Origin of the sequence: Sphingomonas sp. SORGH_AS_0870 (genome assembly GCF_031453175.1) — a bacterium.
Taxonomy (GTDB): domain Bacteria; phylum Pseudomonadota; class Alphaproteobacteria; order Sphingomonadales; family Sphingomonadaceae; genus Sphingomonas.
The window spans coordinates 2,449,849-2,471,487 of sequence record NZ_JAVIYW010000002.1; the positions used below are offsets into that span (position 1 = coordinate 2,449,849).

Genomic DNA, 21,639 nt, shown 5'->3' on the forward strand with positions numbered 1-21,639 from the left:
TTTCCTGCGTCCGAGCAGCTAATAGTTGGGACGGGGGAGGGGGCATGGTCTGACACGGCACTCAGCCGAATGCGTGCAAGCCTCCGCTGAAGATCGGCTTCCATCCTCGTGCATGCCAGCCAAGTCCCGTTTGGGCGCGGATGCTCGCATGGGCTGGAAGCAGCCTGAGCGCCTGGCGGAATGGACATTCCAAGGCGGCGGCGCGGCAGGAGCGAAAGGTGGGCCTGAGCTTGCCTGTACACAATCATTTCTATCAAAAACCTATCGAACCGATAGGATATTATGTCGATGCAAATGCCAAAAGGCGTCGCAGGGTCGGCAAGGGGGTTGATGGATGAAGATCGTCGTGATGAGTCTGTTGGTCGGCGCATCGCCCATGGCGACCGCAGCGGCACAAGACGCGGCCCCTCGAGCGAGTATAGAAGAGTCGAAGACGGGCGACGAGATCGTGGTCACCGGGACGCGCACTGGCGAACGTACCGTCACGACTTCACCGGTGCCGATCGACGTACTGCGCGGCGACGAATTGCGCGCTTCGGGTTATCAGGAGACGAGCGAGCTGCTCCGCCAGCTTGCGCCGTCCTTCGCCTTCGCCAATCCGACGACGCCGGACGGCAACACCCACATCCACTCCGCTTCGCTACGCGGGCTGTCGCCGGATGAGACGCTGGTGCTGGTCAACGGCAAGCGCCTCCATGGCGCGGCCTGGGTGAACACCGGTGGCACGATCGGGAAGGGCGCGACGCCGACCGACCTCAACCAGATTCCGGCGGCAGGGATCGGCCGCATCGAAATCCTGCGCGACGGTGCCTCGGCGCAATATGGCTCCGACGCGATCGCAGGCGTCATCAACATCCTGCTTCGGACCGATACCGCGCTGCACGCCACGGCCAGCGCGGGCACGACCTATGACGGCGGTGGTGACACCTATGAGGTCTCGCTGGGCGGCGCGCTGAAGCTGGGGGAGGACGGCTTCGTCAACGTCACCGGCTATTATCGCGATCATCAGGCGGCGAACCGTGCGCAGCCGGACACGCGGCAATTCTATTTCGGCCTTTCACCCACAGGCGCGCCTCAGCCATTGTCGTCGCGCTATGGGGCGGGGATCGGGCTCAATCCGCCGGGTGGTGTGACGGGAACACGGCTCGACCCGCGCGAGGCCAGCGTCGACCGCAACGTCTGGCGCTTCGCCGATCAGGGCGACATCAAGGACGGCTCCGTCCTGGTCAATCTCAGCAAGCCGCTCGGCGCGGTAGAGCTCTATGGCTTTGGCGGCTATCGCTTGAGCAAGGCGAAGAGCAACGCCTCCTTCCGCCGCCCGGGACAGGACGAGAATGTCCGTGCGATCTACCCGAACGGCTTCCTGCCTTTCGTCGATACCGAAAGTACAGACTATACCGGCGCGCTCGGCCTGCGCGGCGATCTGGCCGGTTGGAAGTGGGACCTGTCCAGCGTCTATGGCGGCAACCGCATCGCATATCGGACCCGCAATACGCTCAACGCCACGCTGGGGACCGCCAGTCCGACGCGCTTCTACAACGGCCGCTACGGGAATTCGCAGTGGACGACCGACCTGACCCTGTCGAACAGTGTCGAGGCGGGGCTGGCCGCGCCGATCGACGTCGCGATCGGGGCCGAATATCGCCGTGACGGGTACAAGATCGGCGCCGGTGAACTGGCCAGCTATCAATATGGGCCCGCACGCGTACTCGACGGCCCCAATGCCGGCGCGATCCCGACGATCGGGTCGCAGGGTTTCGCAGGGATCCAGCCGAGCGACACGGTCGATGTCCACCGCGACGCGATCAGCGCCTTTGCGGAAGCCGGACTGGAACCGCTGCGCGGCTGGACGGTCGATCTCGCCGGACGCTATGAGCATTATTCCGACTTCGGCGACACCTGGAACGGGCAGGCGTCGACGCGCCTCGCGCTGCCGGCGGGGTTCGCCCTGCGCGGGTCGATCGGCACCGGCTTCCACGCGCCCAGCCTCGCCCAGCAATATTTCAGTTCGACCAGCAGCCGGACGATCGTCAACAACACGACCGGTTTCCCCGAATTCGTCCTCGTCCGCACCGCGCCGGTCGGCTCGGCCCTCGCCAAGGCCCTCGGCGCCCAGGCCTTGAAACCCGAGACGTCGACCAACTTCGGCGGTGGCCTGACGTACGCGGCTGGCCGTCTGACGGCGTCGGTCGACTATTATCATATCGACATCGACGACCGGATCATGCTGTCGTCCAACTATGTCGATGCGTCGGGCAGCCGCCGTCTGCGCGACTATCTCGCCGGTATCGGCATTCCGGGCGTGACCAGCGTCCGCTACTTCACCAACGCGGTCGACACCCGGACGCAAGGTGTCGACGTGACCGCAGCCTATGCGACCCCGCTGGGCGGATGGGGCGACCTGAAGCTGACGGCAGCGTATAATCATAACCGGACACGGCTACGCCGTATCGCGGCAACACCCCCGCAAATCACGGCGCTGGGTATCACCACGCCGCTGTTCGACGTCGTCGAACGGACGCGCGTCGAGCGTGGCCAGCCGCGCGACAAGGTGGCGCTGGGAACGACCCTCCGGACCGGTCCGATCACCTTCGATGTGCGCACCACCCGCTATGGCCGGGTCGAGCAAGTGGCGCTGACCAACCAGACGCCTGCCGCCGTCGCCCTGATCGCGCAAGGATCGACGCCTTATCGCACATTGCCGACCGAATCCGGGACGCGGGGCAATGTCGATGTGATCCAGCAGCTGGAGCCCAAATGGGTGACCGATTTCAGCTTCACCGGGCAGGTCAACCGCAACCTGGCGGTGACGGTGGGCGCCAACAATCTGTTCAACGTCTATCCGACCGAGAACATCCGGTCGACCGCAGCGCTGACCGGCGCCGATACGTTCGGCGTCTTTCCGTACAGCGAATTCTCACCCTTCGGGTTCAGCGGTGCCTTCTATTATGTTCGCGCCGGAGTGAGCTTCTGATGGCGGCGCTGCTCAACCGGCGCGAGTGGATCGCGATGGGAGCGGCGGTGGCCGCGACACCGGCGATCGGTACTGGTCATGCCGCACGGACCCGGCTGTCACTCAACGAGAATGCTTGGGGGCCGTCGCCAAACGTCGCGCCCGCCATCCGTGCGGCAGCGGTCGGCGTGGAGCGCTATGTCGAGCAGGACGAGGTGGACGCGCTCGCCCGGCAGATCGCCCGCCTCGAAGGCGTCGCGCCCGAGCAGGTCGTGATCGGCGAAGTGCTCGAAGCACTCGGGCTGTTCCTGGCGCGCAGGCGGGCAGGGGGCGGCGAGATCGTCTTCTCGGCGCCCGGCTATACGGCGCTGGTCGATGCGGCGGCCCCGCTTGGTGGTCGGGGCAGGCCGGTGCCGCTCAATGTGCGTTTGGAGAACGACCTGCCGGCACTGTCTCGCGCGGTCGGCGAGAACACGCTGGCCGTGTCGCTGGTGAACCCTCACAATCCTTCCGGCACGGTGAGCGAGGCGGGGGCGTGGCACAGCTTTCTTGCTGATGTGTCCCGCCGGACGCTGGCTGTGGTGGATGAGGCGTATCTCGAATATGATGACCTCGCCGGGCTGTCGGCAATCCGGCATGTGCGGGCGGGGCGCAACGTGCTCGTCTTCCGTACCCTCGCCAAGATCTATGGGCTGGCGGGGCTGTCGATCGGTTATGCCGTTTCGCAGGCACCACTGGCGACCGCCTTGCGTCAGGAGGGGATCGGCGCACCGCATTCCTTGTCTCGACCTGCGCTTGTGGCGGCCGGCGCGGCGCTGGCGGACCAAGGCCATGTCGCCATGGTGCGCGACCGGACGGCGGGGGAGCGGCGGCGGCTTCACACGGCGCTCGACGCGCTGTCGCTCCGCCACACCGATGCGCGCGGAAACTTCGTCTTCTTCCGCACGCCGGCTGCAGGCCGCCTTCGCGCTGCGGCCGCCACCGCAGGCATCGAGATTGCCAAGCCGTTCCCCCCGCTTGATGACTGGGTACGCGTGACGGTCGGACGACCGGTGGAGAACGACCGCTTTCTTGCCGTGCTGCGGCCGGTGGCCGGATGACCGGTGCACCGGCTTTGGCGGCGATCGCCGATGGCTTCCCGTCGCGGCTGGGAACCTCGCAGCATAACCCTATGCATCGTCGCTGAACGCCGAGACCGCCATGTCGACAAAGGCGCGCAGGCCTGCAGTCATGCGACGATCGGGCAGGCGGACGAGCGTCAGCGGACGAGGTTCGGGCGCGTAATCCGCCAGGACGTGGATCAGGCGCCCCGAAGTCAGATCACCGTCCAGCGTGACGCGGGATTGCAGGATGATGCCATAGCCCGCGACCGCCGCTTGCCGCAGGGCGGCTGCGTGATTGATGCGCAGGCGGGGCGGGGGCAGCGGTACGACATGCTCGCCATCGGGCCCGACCAGCGTCCAGCGGTCGTCCGCACCGAATTGCGCGAAGCCGATCAGCCGATGTTCGCGCAAGTCGTCGGGCGTCCCCGGATGACCGTGGCGTTCGAGATAGCCCGGCGCGGCGGCGAGCATCAGGCGATAAGGGGCAAGCGGATGGGCGACCAGCCAGTCGTCCTCCAGCGCGCCGATCCGAAAGGCCAGGTCGAAGCCTTCCTCGATCAGATCGACCTTGCGGTCACCCAGCACCAGGTCCGCCTGCATGTCCGGGAAGCGGTCGAGATAGGCGGCCAACAGGGGCGCGACCCGTTCGGTGCCGAAGGCGACCGGTGCGGCGATGCGAAGCCGACCGATCGGCGTCTGCGCTACCTCGGCACCCACCGCCTCGGCGATCGTGACATCCGCCAGCACGCGACGGCAGGATTCGGTGAATCGTCGACCGGCCTCGGTCGGCGACAACCGCCGGGTCGTCCGGTGCAGCAGGCGGGTGTCGAGCCGCGCTTCCAGTGCATTGACGTGCTTGGCCACCATCGTTGCCGAGATGTCGTGCGCCTTGGCCGCGGCGGTGAAGCTGCCGAGGTCGACCACCGATACGAAGATCGCCATGCTGGTCAATCGGTCCATTGCAAACCCCTGGTTCGAAGACGTCGCATCCTATGCGTCTGTTTCCATCACTGTCCAGCAGGCATCCTCCGGTCATTAGCAACCAGAAGAAGGATGATCGGCGATGGGTGTGTCGAGGATAGTGCGGTGAAGGCGTTGTTTTTCGATCGGTTCGGGGGCCCCGAGGTCCTGCGCTATGGCGATCTTCCGGACCAGGCACTGGACGCCGGTTCGGTGGTGGTGGAGACCAGCGCGGTCGGTCTGAACTTCGCCGACATCTACCGCCGCCAGGGCGTCTATGTGCTCGACGGCAAGGCGCCATGGATCGGCGGCTATGAGGGTGCCGGGCGCATCGTTGCGGTCGGGACCGGCGTCGACCGCTGGCGGATCGGGCAGCGGGTCGGGTTTCTCGACGTGCCGCGCGCTCATGCCGAGCGGGTCTGCGCGCCTGCCGATCGTCTGGTCGCGCTGCCGGACGATGTTGACGACCGCACGGCCGCCGCGCTGTTGCTGCAAGGCGTGACGGCGCAATATCTGGTCGAGGATAGCGGCAGGCTGGCGGCAGGCAACCGCGTGCTGGTCCAGGCCGCGTCGGGCGGCGTCGGGCGGCTGCTGACCCAGATGGCGGTGGCGCTGGGCGCGGAGGTCCATGCGCTGGCCTCGACCCCGTCCAAGCGCGAACAGGCGCGGTCGAACGGCGCGAATGCGGTCTATGGCTATGACGATTGGGTGGCGCAGGTGCGGCGGGCGACCGGGGACGGCGTCGATGTGGTCTATGATTCGATCGGCACGACACTCCACGACAGCCTCGCCGCCTTGCGTCCCGGTGGCCGCGTGGTGATCTTCGGCAAGGCGGGTGGTACGCCGCCCGCGATCGATCCGCTGTCGCTGATGGAGCATTCCAAGGGAGTCGTCGGCGGCGATCTCTGGACCTATCTGAACCGCGCGGAAAGCCGACAGAGCCGCGCCGACAGGCTGTTCGCGGCCTTGCGGGCCAGCACGATTATTGCGCCCGTCATCACCACCTTCCCGTTGAGCGAGGGGGCCGCTGCCCATCGACTGCTGGAGGATCGCAGCTTCGCGGGCAAGATCGTCCTGATCCCCGACGGTCCACGGTAACGGTGATCGTCGCCAAGCCCAAAGTGTCGGCCGAACTCTCGAAATAGAGGAGGTTCTTCACGCTCGACAACTCGCGCTCGACGAGTGAAAAGACGCTGTCGTTCAGCGTCTGCGGCGTGTCACCGGAACAATTGGCGAAGGTACGGGCCGCAGCGAGATCGGCAAGCATGCCGCGGCGCGCATAATAGCTGGTATCGCGGTTCACGCGCGCGACGGCCTCTTCGTAGGCGCTGCGAACGGGGCGGGGCATCGCACCCCAATTGCCGTTTTCGAGCTGGATGACGTCCCGTGGCACGTCATACTCCGCCGCAACGGTCGCCCAGAACGCCTCGTCGTCCGGGGCGGGATGCGCGGGCGCACCGGCGCGCGCAGGCAGGGGAAGGGTAGCGGCCATCCCGCCAGCCAGAAGCGCGCGCCGATCGATCATCAGAAGTTCAACCCGAGCCGGACATAATACCGGCCGCCGTCGGTGTCATAGGGTGAATTTCGCGAATAGATCAGGCCACGGTTCGCCTGATTGGTCGCTTCCGCCGGATAGGTATTGAAGACGTTTTCGGTGCCGCCACGGATCGAGATGTTCGGCGTCATGCGATAGGTGAGCGAGGCATCGAATAGCGCGAGGCCGCCGAAGCGCTGGAACAGCTCGCCGGTCGCATTGCCCGTCACGTCGGTCCAGGGCCCATAATAACGACCGCGCAGCATCACACCGACCGGACCGATATCGTAGCCGAGCGTGCCGGTCGCATTGTGCTGGGGCAGCCGTTCTTGGAAGATGCGGCGTTGCGTGTCGTTGGCGATCGCCGCGCTCGTTCCGCTACGGACGGTGGTGCGGTTGTAGTTATAGGCCAGCGTCGCGCTGACCCGACCGCCGCCCAGAGTACGAGCATAGCTGACGACGACATCGACACCCCGGGTCCGGGTGTTGAAGTCGTTGGTGAAATAGCTGATCGAGGTAAAGCGGTTGGGATTGGCGAAGCCTGCCGGGATGGGAATCGTCGCCGATTGGCTAAAGCGGTCGTCGACATCGATCTGGTAGAGATCGACCGTCGCGCCCAGCCCGATATGCGTCTGCGCGACGTTTCGGGCCGCAGCGGCTTGGCACCCAGCGCGACCGCGAGCGGGTCCGTGGGAGCCAGGCGCCCCTGGTTGAAGACCTGCAGCGTCCGGGTGTCCAGGCCTTGGCTCACCACCCGCGAGTTGAGCTGGGCCGGCGTCGGCGCCCGGAAGCCGGTGGAATAGGTGCCGCGCAGCGCAAGCCATTCGACCGGCTCGACCCGGCCGGAGAATTTATAGGTGAACTTGTCCCCGAAGCTCGAGAAACCCTCGTAGCGGCCCGCCGCACCGAGGGCGAGCATCGTAACCGGATGCCATGTGAGATCGACGTAGCCCGCGTTGCTCGTCTGCTTGAAGTTGCCCGCCTGTTGCGGCCCGAAGCCGGGAAATCCTTTGGCGTTCGGGGCAAGGCCGGTGGCCGCGCCAGCCCCGATCGCATAGGAAGCCGGATCGCCGACGCCGACCGCGTAGCGCTCGATCCGCCGTTCGCCGCCGAACGCGATGTTGAGCGGTTCGATACCACCGATGGGCAAACGATAGACGAAGTCGGCGTTGAGGTTCGTCTCACGCTGCGTCAGGCGACCGAGGTAGAAGCTGGTCGGGCTGGCTGGCCCCAGGGATGCGTTGAGCGTTTCGGCGATCATATAGTCGATGCGGCTGCGGCCGGCCGAGGCGCTAAGGTCGTAGCTCAGCGCGTCCGACAGATTGCCGCGCAGGCCGCTGACGAGTTGCAGGTCGGCGAACTGCGTGCCGAAGCGCGGCGTGAAGCCGGCCGGATAGATGCTGCGGAAGCTGAAACCGGGAAAGGCGCTGCTGGCGTTGTATACGCTCCCGGTATTGCTTGGGGTTCGCCAGTTGAAATCGGTGATCCCTTCGCCCTGCTGCACCGTGCCGAAGGCGTAGACGGTCGCGGCGTCGGCGAGGTCGTAATGCATGTCGACTGCGCCGCGGACGCGCTCCTCGTCGGGCTGTCCCCAGCGCTGCACCGGGTTCGGGACCGCGAGCGTCAGGTTCGCGGCCTGGAAGGCGGCGGCGTCGGGACGCTGACGGGTGCGCGAGGTAGCCTCTCCGTGCTCGAACTGACCGGTGAAGACGATCGCGCCCTTGTCTCCGAGCGCGACGCCACCGCGAGCGCCGGACTGGTAGTTGTTGCCGTCACCGGCATAATATTGGCTGAACTGGCCATATGCCTCCATTCCCGGCTGGTCGTCGAGAATGATGTTGATGACGCCGGCGATCGCGTCGGAGCCATATTGGGCCGACGCGCCGTCGCGAAGCACTTCGATGCGCTTGATCGCGAGGGTGGGGATGCTGGCGAGATCGGGCGCCTGCGCGCCGCGCGTTCCCAGTAGTGCCGAGCGATGATAGCGCTTGCCGTTGACGAGGACGAGCGTCTGATCGGCAGACAGGCCGCGCAGCGTCGCCGGGCGCACGAACGCCTGCCCATCGGCCGCGGGCAGACGCTGCACGTTGAACGACGGCAGCAATTGCGCCAGCACGCTGGTGAGATCGCTCGATACGCTGGACTGCACAAGTGCTTCCGACAGCACGTCGATCGGCGCCAGCGTATCGAATTGCGTGCGGCCACGCTCCCGCGTGCCGGTCACGACGACGTCTTCACCAGCAGCATCCGCCGCGGCCTGGCTGATCTCCGAACCGGCTTGGGATGCAGCGGTCTGCGCCGAAACGGCAGGCGCGAACAGAACGTGCAGTGCCGCAACGGCACTGGCGGTAGCGAATTTCATGATGACACATTCCCTGAAGGGCGGCTCTCTCGGCGCCCATGGGCTGCGCGCTAAAGCACCTTTGTTGCAGTGCCGTTGAGTTTCGAATGCACGGGCACGTCAGGCCGATGACGGTTTTGTGTCACGTCCAACCGGCAGCCTATAGGCTGTTATAGACTTGCAGAGGGACTGATCGATCCGTGATGGGATGCGCACGGGCCGCAAGCCCTATCCGTCTGACGTGAGCGACGAGGAATGATCGCTGATCGCATCCTATTTGCCACTACAACGCGACAATGGATGCGAACGCATCCATTGTCGTCGCCTCCAGCCCTAATCCTGTCCTGCCGGTACGCCGACCGAGCCAACGCTGAACATCAGCTTATGACGAGAGCCGCTGTGCGACATGGCGCATGCGAACAGCGGAAACCGCCATACCCATGTCTGTACAGCGACCCAAGCCTAGCCGGTTGCGCTAGAGCGGTTTTCGATCAGTCTGCATCGTATCCGGCTTTGGCGAAGTAGTTGGCACACTCCTGTGGCGAGTACAGGCCGAGGATGCGGCCGATGGCGTCCCACAGGCCGTTGGTAGTGCGCTCGGCGGCCTTTCGCAGGTGTGCCTTGAGCTTGGAGAATGCCTGCTCGATCGGGTTGAAATTGGGGCTGTAGAGCCTGCCCCGGCGGAGGCCGGGGGCGGAAGGAAGAGCAGCTTGGCGCCAGCCGCTTCGATGGCATCGCGCGCGGCGGGCGCCTTGTGGCTCGATAGGTTATCCATGATGACGATGTCGCCGGGCGAGAGGCCGGGCACCAGCACTTGGTGGATATAGGCAACGAACGCGTCGCGGTTGATCGGGCCGTCGAGCACCATCGGCGCCACCATGCCGGTGCGGCGCAGACTGGCGACGAGGGTGGTCTTCCAGTGTCCGTGGGGTACGCCCGAGCGCAGTCGCTCGCCGCGCCGGCAGCGACCGTGGCGACGCGCCATGTTGGTAGACGCCCCCTCGCTACCGATCATCCCCCGGATGATCGGCTTCACGCTCGGCTCTCGTCGATGAAGACCAGGCGTTCGGGATCGAGATCGAGCTGGCCATCGAACCACTCTTCCCGGCGCTTCAGGATGTCGGGGCGGTCCTGCTCGGTGCCGTGCGCTGTCTTTTTTTGCGCGTGATCCGGTGCCGGTCGAAGAACCGCCACAGCGTCCCGATCCCGACCGACGTGCCTCGCTCGGCGAGCAGCGCTTGCAACTCGACCAGCGTGATGTCGTCCTTCGCCTCGATCGCGGCGAGGATGAAGGCTGCGTGCCCATCGATCCTGGCCGCACGACGGTCGCCGCCTTGCGGCTTGGCTGCCGGCGTGCCGTGCTGAATGACCAGTTGCCGCCAGCGGATCGCGCTTGCCGCGCTGACACCGAACCGTGCTGCCGCAGCACGGCATGACATCCCGCCACCAATCGCGGCGACCACTCGCTCCCGAAGATCCTGGGACAGCACTCGCGGCATCTGTGCCTGCCTCCTGACCCGGCTCAGAGCCTGAATCAGAAAACCGCGCTCGTGTGAATCCTCAGCGATTCAAAAAGGCCGGAAACCGCTCTAATGCGTTTTCAATGGCTTAGGACAGATGTAAGTTTGTCATGCATCCCGTCTTCTTCGATTTCATTTTTTAGAAACTTGCCCAAACACTTATTGTAATTCGAGGATGACCGCATCCACGGCGAGGCTGTCGCCGGTCCTGGCGGTGATGGTCTTGACGGTGCCGGTCTTGGCGGCGCGCAGGATGTTTTCCATCTTCATCGCCTCGACGACCGCCAGCGGCTGCCCCGCCTCGACCTTGTCGCCCTCGGCCACGTCGAGGCGGACGAGCAGGCCCGGCATCGGCGCGATCAGGAACTTCGACAGGTCGGGCGGGACCTTCTCGATCAGGTGCCGGGCGTAAGGCGCCGCGCGGGCGGGCAGGACGCGGATAATGTGGCTGGCCCCGCGCGTGGTCAGGCGAAAGCCGGTGCGGGTCTTTGCGATGCGGACGTGGAGGGTTTCGCCCGCTTCGTCCTCGACCGCGATCATCCGGTCGCCCGGCGTATAGGCGATGGCGAGGTCCAGCTCCGCGCCGTCCACGCTGATCCCATCGGTCGCGACATGGACCGCATGGTCCTTGCCCCCGATCCGCACCGTCCAGTCGGCGGGCGGTTGCAGCCGGTGGCCGAGCTGGCCGTCGATCCGTCGCGCCCGGTCGGCCTCGGCGGTGGCGGCGAAGGCGGCGATGGCGGCGAGGGTGCGGATCAGCTCCACACTTGCGGGTGCGCCGTGGAAGCCCTCGGGATATTCCTCGGCGATGAAGCCGGTCGTGAGCGCGCCCGCGCGGAAACGCGGATGCTGCATCAGCGCGGAGACGAAGTCGATGTTCGTCCCCGGCCCGACGATCTCGAACGCGTCGAGCGCGGCGATCTGCGCATCGATCGCGGCCTCGCGGGTGGGGGCCCAGGTGACGAGCTTGGCGATCATCGGATCGTAGAACATGCTGACCTCGCCGCCCTCGGCGACGCCGTCATCGACGCGCACCCGGACGTCGTCATCGGCATGTTCGGCGGGCGGATTGTAGCGCACCAGCCGCCCGGTCGAGGGCAGGAAGCCGCGATACGGGTCCTCGGCATAGACGCGGTTCTCGATCGCCCAGCCGGTCAGCGTCACATCGTCCTGGCCGAACGCCAGCGGCTCGCCTGCCGCAACGCGGATCATCTGCTCGACCAGATCGAACCCGGTGATCTCCTCGGTGACAGGATGCTCGACCTGGAGCCGGGTGTTCATCTCGAGGAAGTAGAAGCTCTCGCCCGTCGGATCGGCGCCCGAGACGATCAGCTCGACGGTGCCTGCCGAATAATAGCCCACCGCCCGGGCCAGCGCGACTGCCTGCTCGCCCATGGCGCGGCGCATTGCGGGGGTGACGAAGGGCGAGGGCGCTTCCTCGACCACCTTCTGGTGGCGGCGCTGGACCGAGCATTCGCGCTCGCCGAGATAGACGATGTTGCCATGTTGGTCGCCCAGCACCTGAATCTCGATATGGCGGGGGGACTCGATGAACTTCTCGATGAAGACGCGGTCGTCGCCGAAGCTGGCCAGCCCCTCGCGCTTGGTCGCCTCGAAGCCTTCGCGCACGTCCGCCTCGGACCAGGCGAGCCGCATGCCCTTGCCGCCGCCACCGGCCGACGCCTTCATCATGACGGGGAAGCCGATGTCGGTTGCGATGCGCACGGCTTCCTCGGTATCGGCGATCTCGCCCAGATAGCCGGGGACGACATTGACGCCTGCCGCCTTGGCCAGCTTCTTCGACTCGATCTTGTCGCCCATCGCGGCAATGGCGTTCGGCGGCGGGCCGATGAAGGCGACGCCCGCCTCGGCACAGGCGCGCGCGAAGCTCTCGCGCTCGGACAGGAAGCCGTAACCGGGATGGATCGCATCCGCCCCCGTCGCCTTGGCGGCAGCGAAGATCAGTTCGGCCTTGAGATAGCTTTCGGCGGCGGGGGCGGGGCCGAGGCGCACCGCTTCATCGGCCAGCCGGACATGCGGGGCCCCCGCATCGGCATCCGAATAGACCGCGACCGTGGCGATGCCCATGGCCCTCGCGGTACGGATCACCCGGCACGCGATTTCCCCGCGATTGGCGATCAGGATTTTCTGGAACACGGGGTTACCTCTCCTTTTGTGTCGTTGGTCCGTGTCGCCTGTTCCCCGGCAAAGGCCGGGGTCCAGTTTCCAAGACGCTGATGGCGCGCCCGTGCCGCCTCGGGGGGAGGCCTCTGCCACGCGCCATCGATGGTTCACCGCCACTGGGTCCCGGCCTGCGCCGGGGAACAGGGCGGTGGAAGCCTCACTCCGCCGCTTCCAATTCCACCTTGCACTCCGCCGCCATGGGGGTGAGCCCCAGCCGGGCGAAGAGTGCGGCGTCCTTGTCGTCGCCCGCATTGCCCGCGGTCAGCAGCTTGTCGCCGGTGAAGATCGAATTGGCCCCCGCCAGGAAGCACAAGGCCTGGGTCGCATCCGACATGCTTTCGCGCCCCGCCGACAGGCGGACCATCGAATGCGGCATGGTGATGCGCGCGACCGCAACGGTGCGGACGAATTCGATATCGTCGATCTTGGCGAGCGGCGTGTCGGCCAGCATATCGCCCAGCACCGTGCCCTTGACCGGCACCAGCGCGTTCACCGGCACGCTGCCCGGATGCACCGGCAGGGTGGCGAGCGCATGGATGAAGCCGACCCGGTCGCCGCGCGTCTCGCCCATGCCGACGATGCCGCCGCAACACACGTTGATGCCGGCATCGCGGACATGCTCCAGCGTCTCCAACCGCTCGCCGAAGCTGCGCGTGGTGATGACGTCGCCGTAACGCTCGGGCGAGGTGTCGATATTGTGGTTGTAATAGTCCAGCCCCGCCTCGGCCAGCGTCTGCGCCTGCGCATCGGTGAGCATGCCCAGCGTCATGCAGGTTTCCATTCCCATGGCGCGCACGCCCTTCACCATCTCGACGATGGCGGGCATGTCGCGGTCCTTGGGATTGCGCCAGGCCGCGCCCATGCAGAAGCGCGTCGAGCCGTGATCCTTGGCCTGCGCCGCTGCCTGCAGCACGGCGCGCGGGTCCATCAGCTTGGTCGCCTTCAGCCCGGTATCGGCATGCGCCGACTGGCTGCAATAGCCGCAATCCTCGGGGCAGCCGCCGGTCTTGATCGACAGCAGCGTCGACAACTGAACCTGATCGGCGGCATGATGCGCGCGGTGCACCTCGGCGGCGCGGAACAGCAGCTCGGTGAAGGGCAGGTCGAACAGCGCGGCGATCTCGGCGCGGGTCCAGTCGGTGCGCGGGGTTGCCGTCTCGGCGCTCAGCGCGGTGGTCGTCGTCATCACGTGTCGTCCTGTCATTCGCCCGTTTCCGGCGGCATGTTATGGCCGAGCAGCCTCAGCACATCCTCGGCCGCCTTCACAAGATTGGTGCCGGGGCCGAATATCGCCTGCACCCCGGCATCGTAGAGCGCCTGATAATCCTGCGCGGGAATAACGCCACCCGCGATGACCTTGATATCGGCGCGGCCCGCGTCGCGGAGGTGGCCGATCAGTTCGGGGATCAGCGTCTTGTGCCCGGCCGCCAGGCTGGACGCGCCGACGACATCGACATCGCGGGTGAGCGCGACCTGCGCGGCTTCTTGCGGTGTCTGGAACAGCGCGCCGGGCACGACCTCGAAACCCAGGTCACCGAACATCGAGGAGACGAGGTTCGCGCCCCGGTCATGGCCGTCCTGGCCCATCTTGGCGACGAACAGCCGGGGCTTGCGGCCGAGGCGGCGCTCGACCGCCTCGACGCCCCGGATCAGGCGGGCCCAGCGTTCGTCCTCGGCGTAGGCGCCGCCATAGACGCCCGACACCGGGGTCGGCTGCGTGCCATAGCGGCCGAACGCATCCTCCAGCGCGGCGGAAATCTCGCCCAGCGTGGCGCGGGCGCGGGCGGCCTCGACAGCGAGCGCGAGGAGGTTCGACCCCATTCCTCTCCCGGCGGGGGAGGTGGCAGCGGCGCCAGCCGCTGACGGAGGGGTGTTCCCCCTCTCGAGCGTCGACACCCCTCCGTCATCGCTGCGCGATGCCACCTCCCCTTGCAGGGGAGGATTTTGGGCGGCGTTGCGCAGGGCATCGAGTGCCGCTTGGACCGCCGCCTCGTCGCGCGCGGCCTTCACCGCTGCGATCCGTGCCACCTGGGCCCCGCGCACCGCGTGATTGTCGATGTCGAGGATCTCGACCGGCGCCTCGTCGGCCAGCCGGTATGTGTTCACCCCGACGATCACATCCTCGCCCCGGTCGACCCTGGCGGCGCGGGCGGCGGACGCCTCCTCGATCATCGCCTTGGGCCAGCCCGCCGCGACCGCTTTCGCCATGCCGCCCTCGGCCTCGATCCGCTCGATGAGGTTCCACGCACCGTCGACCAGGCTCTGGGTCAGGCTCTCGACATAGTAACTGCCACCCAAGGGATCGACGACCTTCGTCATCCCCGTCTCTTCCTGCAACACGATCTGCGTGTTGCGCGCGATCCGGGCGGAGAAGTCGGTGGGCAGCGCGATCGCCTCGTCCAGCGCGTTGGTGTGGAGGCTCTGCGTTCCCCCCAGCATCGCCGCCATCGCCTCGATCGTGGTGCGGATGACGTTGTTATACGGGTCCTGCTCGGTCAGCGACACGCCCGACGTCTGGCAATGGGTGCGCAGCATCTTGGAGCGCTCGTCCCTCGCGCCCAGCTGCGTCATCGCCCGGTGCCACAGCACGCGCGCGGCGCGCAGCTTGGCGACCTCCATGAAGAAATTCATGCCGATCGCGAAGAAGAAGGACAGGCGCCCGGCGAACTTGTCGATATCGAGGCCGCTGGCCACGCCATATTTCACATATTCCATGCCGTCGGCGATGGTGAAGGCCAGCTCCTGGAGCTGCGTCGCCCCTGCCTCCTGCATGTGATAGCCCGAGATCGAGATGCTGTTGAACTTGGGCATCTCGGCGGACGTGTAGGCGAAGATGTCCGAGATGATCCGCATGCTCGGCTCAGGGGGGTAGATATAGGTGTTGCGGACCATGAACTCCTTGAGGATGTCGTTCTGGATGGTCCCTTCCAGCTTCGAGCGGTGAACCCCCTGTTCCTCGGCCGCAACGATGAAGAAGGCCAGCACCGGGATCACCGCGCCGTTCATCGTCATGCTGACCGACATGGCATCCAGGGGGATGCCGTCGAACAGGATCTTCATATCCTCGACCGTGTCGATCGCGACGCCTGCCTTGCCGACATCGCCGGTCACGCGGGGGTGATCGCTGTCATAGCCCCGGTGGGTGGCGAGATCGAACGCCACCGACAGCCCCTTCTGCCCCGCCGCCAGGTTGCGGCGATAGAAGGCGTTCGACTCCTCGGCGGTCGAGAAACCCGCATATTGCCGGATCGTCCAGGGGCGGCCCGCATACATGCTCGCCCGCACCCCACGCGTGAACGGCGCGAAGCCCGGCAGGCCGGGGTCGGCCTTCACGTCCTCGGCGGTATAGAGCGGCTTGACCGTGATCCCCTCCGGCGTCTGCCACTCGAGGTCGCGCCCCTTCACCTCGCGCGCGGCAAGGGCTTCCCAGTCTGATAGGGTGGTCATGCGCGCCTTCCGCCGGTTTGCAACTGGACAGCGCCAGCCCTCCCCCGGCCCCTCCCGCCTGCGGGAGGGGAGAGGCTGTGGGCGAGCGCTGACCCCAGGCACGCCCCTCCCGCAAGCGGGAGGGGATGGGGGAGGGCTCCCCCCCTCGCGACCATCTCAGAGCGGCAGATTGTCATGCTTCTTCCACGGGTTGGCCAGATCCTTGTTGCGCAGCTTGCGCAGGCCAAGCGCAATGCGGCGGCGAGTGGAATGCGGCTGGATGACCTCATCGACAAAGCCTTTGCTGGCCGCCACGAACGGATTGGCGAAGCGCGCCTCGTATTCCGCCGTGCGCTCGGCGATTTCCTCGGGCGTGCGCCCCCGGAAGATGATCTCGACCGCGCCCTTGGCCCCCATCACCGCGATCTCGGCGGTCGGCCAGGCATAGTTGAGGTCGCCGCGCAAATGCTTGGAGGCCATCACGTCATAGGCGCCGCCATAGGCTTTCCGTGTGATGACGGTGATCTTCGGGACGGTCGCCTCGGCATAGGCGAAGAGCAGCTTGGCGCCATGCTTGATGATGCCGTTATGCTCCTGCGCGGTGCCGGGCAGGAAGCCGGGCACGTCGACAAAGGTCACGATCGGAATCTCGAACGCATCACAGAAGCGCACGAAGCGCGCCGCCTTGCGGCTGGCATTGATGTCGAGCACCCCCGCCAGCACCATCGGCTGGTTGGCGACGAAGCCGACCGTGCGCCCCTCGATCCGGCCGAAGCCGGTGATGATGTTGGCGCCATGCGCGGGCTGCACCTCGAAGAAATCGCCTTCGTCCACGACCTTGGCGATCAGCTCGTGCATGTCATAGGGCTGGTTGGCGCTGGCGGGGATCAGCGTGTCGAGGCTTTCCTCGATGCGGTCCCACGCGTCCGCCGTCGGCCGCTCGGGCACGCCCTCGCGGTTGTTGGCGGGCAGGAAGTCGATGAAGTCGCGCGCCGCCAGCAGCGCCTCGATATCGTCCTCGAACGCGACGTCGGCGACGCCGGTCTTGGTCGTGTGCGTCACCGCACCGCCCAGCGCTTCCTGCGTCACCACCTCGTTGGTCACTGTCTTCACCACATCGGGGCCGGTGACGAACATGTAGCTCGAATCCTTCACCATGAAGATGAAGTCGGTCATCGCCGGCGAGTATACCGCGCCGCCCGCGCACGGGCCCATGATGAGCGAAAGCTGCGGCACCACGCCGCTGGCCAGCACATTGCGCTGGAACACCTCGGCATAGCCGCCCAGCGACGCCACACCCTCCTGGATGCGCGCACCGCCGCTATCGTTCAGGCCGATGACGGGCGCACCGACCTTCATTGCCATGTCCATGATCTTGCAGATCTTCTGGGCGTGGCGTTCGGACAGCGAGCCGCCGAAGACGGTGAAGTCCTGGCTGAAGACGAAGACCAGCCGCCCGTTGATCGTGCCGCTGCCGGTCACGACGCCGTCGCCGGGCACGATCTGTTCGGTCATGCCGAAATCGGTGCTGTTATGCTCGACGAACATGTCGAGCTCCTCGAAGCTGTCCTCGTCCAGCAGCACGTCGAGCCGCTCGCGCGCGGTCAGCTTGCCCTTGGCGTGCTGCGCGGCGACGCGCTTCTCGCCACCACCGGCCCGCGCGGCCGCGCGGCGGCGTTCCAGTTCGATCGACGGGGATCCCATCTCAGCGCCGCCGGGTGATCGTCTGGGCGTTGGTATACTCCATCAGGCCCTCGGCACCGCCTTCGACACCCAGCCCGGACTGCTTCATGCCACCAAAGGCTGCGAGGGGGGTGAGATGCTGGGTTTCGTTAATCCAGACGGTGCCGCTGGCGATCCGGGCGGCGAGCTCCATCGCCGCGTCGGGGTCGCCGGTCCAGATCGAGGCACCGAGGCCATATTCGCTGGCATTCACCCGCTCGATCACCTCGTCCACGTCATCGAAGCGGAGGAGGGGAAGGATGGGACCGAACTGCTCCTCCTGAACGATGCGGCTATCCTCGGGTGGGTTGTCGAGGATGGTGATGGGGACGAAATAGCCGGACGTGTCGGCCGCCTCGCCACCGAGCAGGAAGCGATAGCCCTTGTCGCGCGCGTCTCGGATCAGGTCCAGGACGCGCTTATATTGCAGGATGTTATTGATAGGTCCGAGCCGTACGCCCTGTTGCGCTCCGTCGCCGATCTGCACGGTCCGGGCATAGGCGACCAGCGCGTCTTTCAGGGTGTCATAGACGTCGCGGTGGACATACATGCGCTTCGTCGCGATGCAGATCTGGCCGTTGTTCGTGAACGCCGCCCAGAACAGCTGTTCCGCCAGTGCCTCGACATCCGCATCGGGCAACACGATCGCCGCGTCGTTGCCGCCCAGTTCCAAAGTCACCCGCTTCAGCGTGGCGGAAGCGCTCTGCATCACCCGCCGTCCGGTCGCGGTCGAGCCGGTGAAGCTGACCTTGTCAATGCCGGGATGCTCGGTCAGCCAGGGGCCGAGGCGGTCCCCGCCGGTCACGACGTTCAGCACGCCGGGGGGCAGAATGGTCGCCGCCAGCTCGCCGAATTTCAGCGTAGTCAAAGGGGTGAAGGGGGAGGGCTTCAAGACCATCGTGTTGCCCGCCAGCAGCGCAGGCCCCACCTTGAACATGGCCAGCACCATGGGGAAATTCCATGGCGCGATGGCGCCGACCACGCCGATCGGAACGCGGCGCGTTTCGCTGTAGCGGTCTGCGGAGTCCTCGTTGACCGTCACCGGCAGGTCGAGCGTGGCCGCGCCCTTCAGCCACAGCCCGGCGCCCATCACCTCATTAAAGGCATCGGCATGGGGCTTGCCCTGTTCGGCGGTGAGAAGGCGCTTGAAGTCCTCGGCATGGGCGATCACCGCGTCACCGAGCTTGTCGATCAGCGCGCGGCGCTCGGCGATGGGCGTGGCGGCCCAGCCGGGAAAGGCGGCACGGGCGGCGGCCACGGCGGAGTCGAGATGGTCACGGGTGGCGTCCGGGGCCTGGGCCAGCACCTGCTCGGTCGCGGGGTTGAGCACATCGAACAGACTATCCGAGAACACCGGCTTGCCGCCGATCGTCATGTGGAACGACGTATCGAAGTCCATCTCGCTCTCCATATCCGGCGGTGCCATCCATTGCGGCCCGCTCTGTCGTGAAACGGGCGCTATCAGATCGTGCGCAAGGAACGCATGGCCTCCGCAAGAAATGTCAAAAAGCGCGACAGGTCCATGCAAAGCCGCCCGACCGGACCTGATCTACACATAATCCAGCAAGAGGCCATCACAGAGTCTCTGCGGCAAAAGGAGAGGTCTATGAGGGCCAGGATCAGCGCGGCGCTGCTTGTCGGCGCGGCATGCGTGTTTCCGTTCGCGGCACAGGCGCAAAGCGCCGACGCGGGGCAGGGCACGCCCCCCACCACCGATGCAACGCCCCAGGCGGATGCCGCCGCGCCCATACAGGACGGCGTATCGTCGGGGGACATCATCGTGACCGCGCAACGGCGCGCCCAGTCAATACTCACCGTTCCAATCGCCATTTCCGCGATCGGCGGCGATGCGCTGGTGACGAAGGGCATTACCAATTCGGCCAATCTGGCGGTCGCGGTGCCCAACCTGCAGGTCAGCAGCCCTTACGGCCAGACCCAGCCGAATTTCTCGCTGCGTGGGATCAGCGTCGCGAACGAGTACAATTCCAACCAGGCGTCGCCGATCGGCGTCTATATCGATGACGTCTATCTCGCCAGTCGCACGGCGCATGGCATGGGTCTGTTCGATCTCGACCGGGTGGAGGTGCTTCGCGGGCCGCAGGGTACGCTTTTCGGCCGAAACACGACGGGCGGCGCGATCAACTTCATCACCAAAGGGCCCAGCCTGCACGGCAATGAAGGCTATGCCGAAGCGGGCTACGGCAATTTCAACACCTTCACCGCGCAAGCAGCGGTCGAGGCGACGATGGTCGAGGACCAGCTGGGGGTCCGCATCGCCGGAAACTATGCCAAGGGCGATGGGCAGATTCGCAATGTCTATCCTGGTGGCCGCGACGGCAATTCGCAGGATACGTTGCAGGGGCGGGTGTCGCTGCGGCTGCGGCCCGGCAATGGCCCGCTCGATATCAAGCTGAAAGTCTATGGCGGGCGTGACCAGGGCACGCAGGCGGCGATCCATGGCCTAGGCGCGTTTCGTACCGGCCTGGGCTTCTTCGAAACCAATGAGAATCGGATCGGGCTGAACCGGACCGAAGCCTATGGAGGGTCAGCGACGATCGCCTATGAAGTATCGCCGACCGTCGTTTTCACTTCGATCACCTCGCGCGATGGGGGCAAGCAGAATCTACAGCAAGCAGCGGACGGATCGCCGCTCGACATTCTCGACATCAACTGGCGGTCGAGCTTCCAGCAGTTCAGCGAGGAGGCGAGGTTCAATTATAACGGAACCCGGCTTAAACTGGTGGGCGGCGGCTTTTACGGCTGGGACGAGGTGATCACCGACAACCGGTTCAACATCGGCCAGGCGATCGCCCCGACGGTCAATGGCGGCTTCTTCCAGCATTACCGCCAGGTTCGCCGCTCCTATGCCGTCTTCGCCCAAGGCGACTACGACCTGACCGAGCGGCTGAGCCTGACGCTGGGTGCGCGCTACACCTGGGATCGCAGCCAGTATCGTGACGGCTATGCCTATCTGTTTGCAGGCGACATTGGCAGCCCGGAGACGCCACTGGCGACCACCGTGCCCTGTGCGGGGGCGCCCGGTACCTGCCCGTACAATCCCAATGCTCGCTTTGTGCTGGACGGCCGCAACAATGCGCTGACCGGGCGGGTGTCCCTGAACTACACCTTCAAGGGCGGTACGCTGGTCTATGCCAGCTATAATCGTGGCTATCGCTCGGGCGCGTTCAATGGCGGGGGTTACACCTCGTCGGCCGGGATCAACTATATCGCGCCGGAGCGGGTCAACGCCTATGAAGTCGGCCTGAAGGGACGCTATTTCAACAATGCCCTGACCCTCACCATGTCGGGCTTCTATTACGACTATATCAACCAGCAAGTGCAGGATACCCGGCCCGGCCCCGTATCCTTCCTGGTCAACGCGCCGAAGGCCGAGGTGTACGGCGTCGAGGGGGAGGCACGGTGGCGGCTGACCCCGGCGGTGACGATCAACGCGTCGGCGGGCTATCTCCATGCGACCTACAAGGAACTGACGCTCCAGAATACCCGGCTGGACGGCAACGACCTGCCTTTCGCGCCGCGCTTTACCGCGCAGGGCGGGGTGGACCTGACCTTGTTCAAGGTCGGCAATAACGGGCTGACCGTATCACCCAGCGTCGCCTATTTCTCGCGCCAGTATTTCTCGCCGTTCAACGACATCAACGCGGTCGGCACCGGCCAGCAGAACAGCGAGTTGCAGCAAAAGGGCTTCGCCAAGGTCAACCTGACCGCCGCGCTGACCACCGGCCGCTTCACCATCAAGGCGTTCGCCACCAACCTGCTGAACGCCAAGACCTATGCCTATGGGCTCGACCTGCGCGGGGCGGGCTTTCCCTACAACTTCCTTGTTCCCGCCGCACCGCGCACCTTCGGCGGCTCTGTCCGGGTGGCATTCTGAC

The 21,639-nt window shown here is 66.0% G+C and carries 13 protein-coding genes and 1 pseudogene; 4 read left to right on the top strand and 10 right to left on the bottom strand.

The annotated features are described in order from the left end of the window. Positions 1-334: 334 nt before the first annotated feature. Both QE363_RS11460 and QE363_RS11465 read left to right on the top strand, forming a co-directional pair. Entirely contained in the window at positions 335-2,974 is a 2,640-nt protein-coding gene (locus QE363_RS11460) for a TonB-dependent receptor domain-containing protein (RefSeq protein ID WP_309695323.1), read from the top strand. Beyond that, positions 2,974-4,053, top strand: a complete 1,080-nt coding sequence (locus QE363_RS11465; RefSeq protein WP_309695325.1) for a histidinol-phosphate transaminase — start codon at positions 2,974-2,976, stop codon at positions 4,051-4,053. Before QE363_RS11460 ends, QE363_RS11465 begins: the two co-directional genes overlap by 1 nt. Before the next feature lie 69 nt (positions 4,054-4,122). On the opposite strand, the gene QE363_RS11470 is transcribed toward QE363_RS11465, so the two are convergent. Then, positions 4,123-5,016: a LysR family transcriptional regulator gene (locus QE363_RS11470; protein WP_309695326.1), complete on the bottom strand. Its 894-nt coding sequence runs from the start codon at positions 5,014-5,016 to the stop codon at positions 4,123-4,125. A gap of 93 nt (positions 5,017-5,109) precedes the next feature. On the opposite strand from QE363_RS11470, the gene QE363_RS11475 reads away from it, so the two are divergent. After that, on the top strand, positions 5,110-6,114 hold the full coding sequence (locus QE363_RS11475) for a quinone oxidoreductase (RefSeq protein ID WP_309695328.1): 1,005 nt from the start codon (positions 5,110-5,112) through the stop codon (positions 6,112-6,114). On the opposite strand, the gene QE363_RS11480 is transcribed toward QE363_RS11475, so the two are convergent. From QE363_RS11480 to QE363_RS11520, 9 genes and pseudogenes are all read right to left on the bottom strand, one after another. After that, positions 6,014-6,541 carry a hypothetical protein gene (locus tag QE363_RS11480; RefSeq protein WP_309695330.1) on the bottom strand — a complete coding sequence of 176 codons (528 nt, stop codon included), beginning with the start codon at positions 6,539-6,541 and terminating at the stop codon, positions 6,014-6,016. The two genes, QE363_RS11475 and QE363_RS11480, sit on opposite strands and share 101 nt — an antisense overlap. Continuing rightward, positions 6,541-6,816 carry a hypothetical protein gene (locus QE363_RS19730; protein WP_405053179.1) on the bottom strand — a complete coding sequence of 92 codons (276 nt, stop codon included), beginning with the start codon at positions 6,814-6,816 and terminating at the stop codon, positions 6,541-6,543. The genes QE363_RS11480 and QE363_RS19730 overlap by 1 nt, the downstream gene beginning before the upstream one ends. Further along, on the bottom strand, positions 6,816-8,912 hold the full coding sequence (locus QE363_RS11490) for a TonB-dependent receptor plug domain-containing protein (protein WP_405053180.1): 2,097 nt from the start codon (positions 8,910-8,912) through the stop codon (positions 6,816-6,818). The genes QE363_RS19730 and QE363_RS11490 overlap by 1 nt, the downstream gene beginning before the upstream one ends. A gap of 470 nt (positions 8,913-9,382) precedes the next feature. Beyond that, positions 9,383-10,390: pseudogene (locus QE363_RS11495) on the bottom strand (IS630 family transposase). A gap of 180 nt (positions 10,391-10,570) precedes the next feature. Continuing rightward, positions 10,571-12,568, bottom strand: coding sequence for an acetyl/propionyl/methylcrotonyl-CoA carboxylase subunit alpha (locus QE363_RS11500; RefSeq protein WP_309695332.1), 1,998 nt, complete (start codon positions 12,566-12,568; stop codon positions 10,571-10,573). Between the two features lie 184 nt (positions 12,569-12,752). After that, positions 12,753-13,781, bottom strand: a complete 1,029-nt coding sequence (gene bioB / locus QE363_RS11505; RefSeq protein ID WP_261269035.1) for a biotin synthase BioB — start codon at positions 13,779-13,781, stop codon at positions 12,753-12,755. 14 nt (positions 13,782-13,795) lie between these two features. After that, a complete protein-coding gene (gene scpA / locus QE363_RS11510; protein WP_309695335.1) occupies positions 13,796-16,042 on the bottom strand; it encodes a methylmalonyl-CoA mutase in 2,247 nt (748 codons plus the stop codon). A 156-nt stretch (positions 16,043-16,198) separates the two neighbouring features. Then, positions 16,199-17,725, bottom strand: a complete 1,527-nt coding sequence (locus tag QE363_RS11515) for an acyl-CoA carboxylase subunit beta (protein ID WP_309695337.1) — start codon at positions 17,723-17,725, stop codon at positions 16,199-16,201. A gap of 1 nt (position 17,726) precedes the next feature. Further along, entirely contained in the window at positions 17,727-19,142 is a 1,416-nt protein-coding gene (locus QE363_RS11520; RefSeq protein WP_309695339.1) for an aldehyde dehydrogenase family protein, read from the bottom strand. Positions 19,143-19,349: 207 nt separating this feature from the next. Between QE363_RS11520 and QE363_RS11525 the strand changes: the two genes are divergently transcribed. Then, the gene (locus QE363_RS11525) at positions 19,350-21,638 is read left to right on the top strand and encodes a TonB-dependent receptor (RefSeq protein WP_309695341.1); all 2,289 of its coding nucleotides are present in this window, start codon (positions 19,350-19,352) and stop codon (positions 21,636-21,638) included. The last annotated feature ends 1 nt before the right edge of the window (position 21,639 follow it).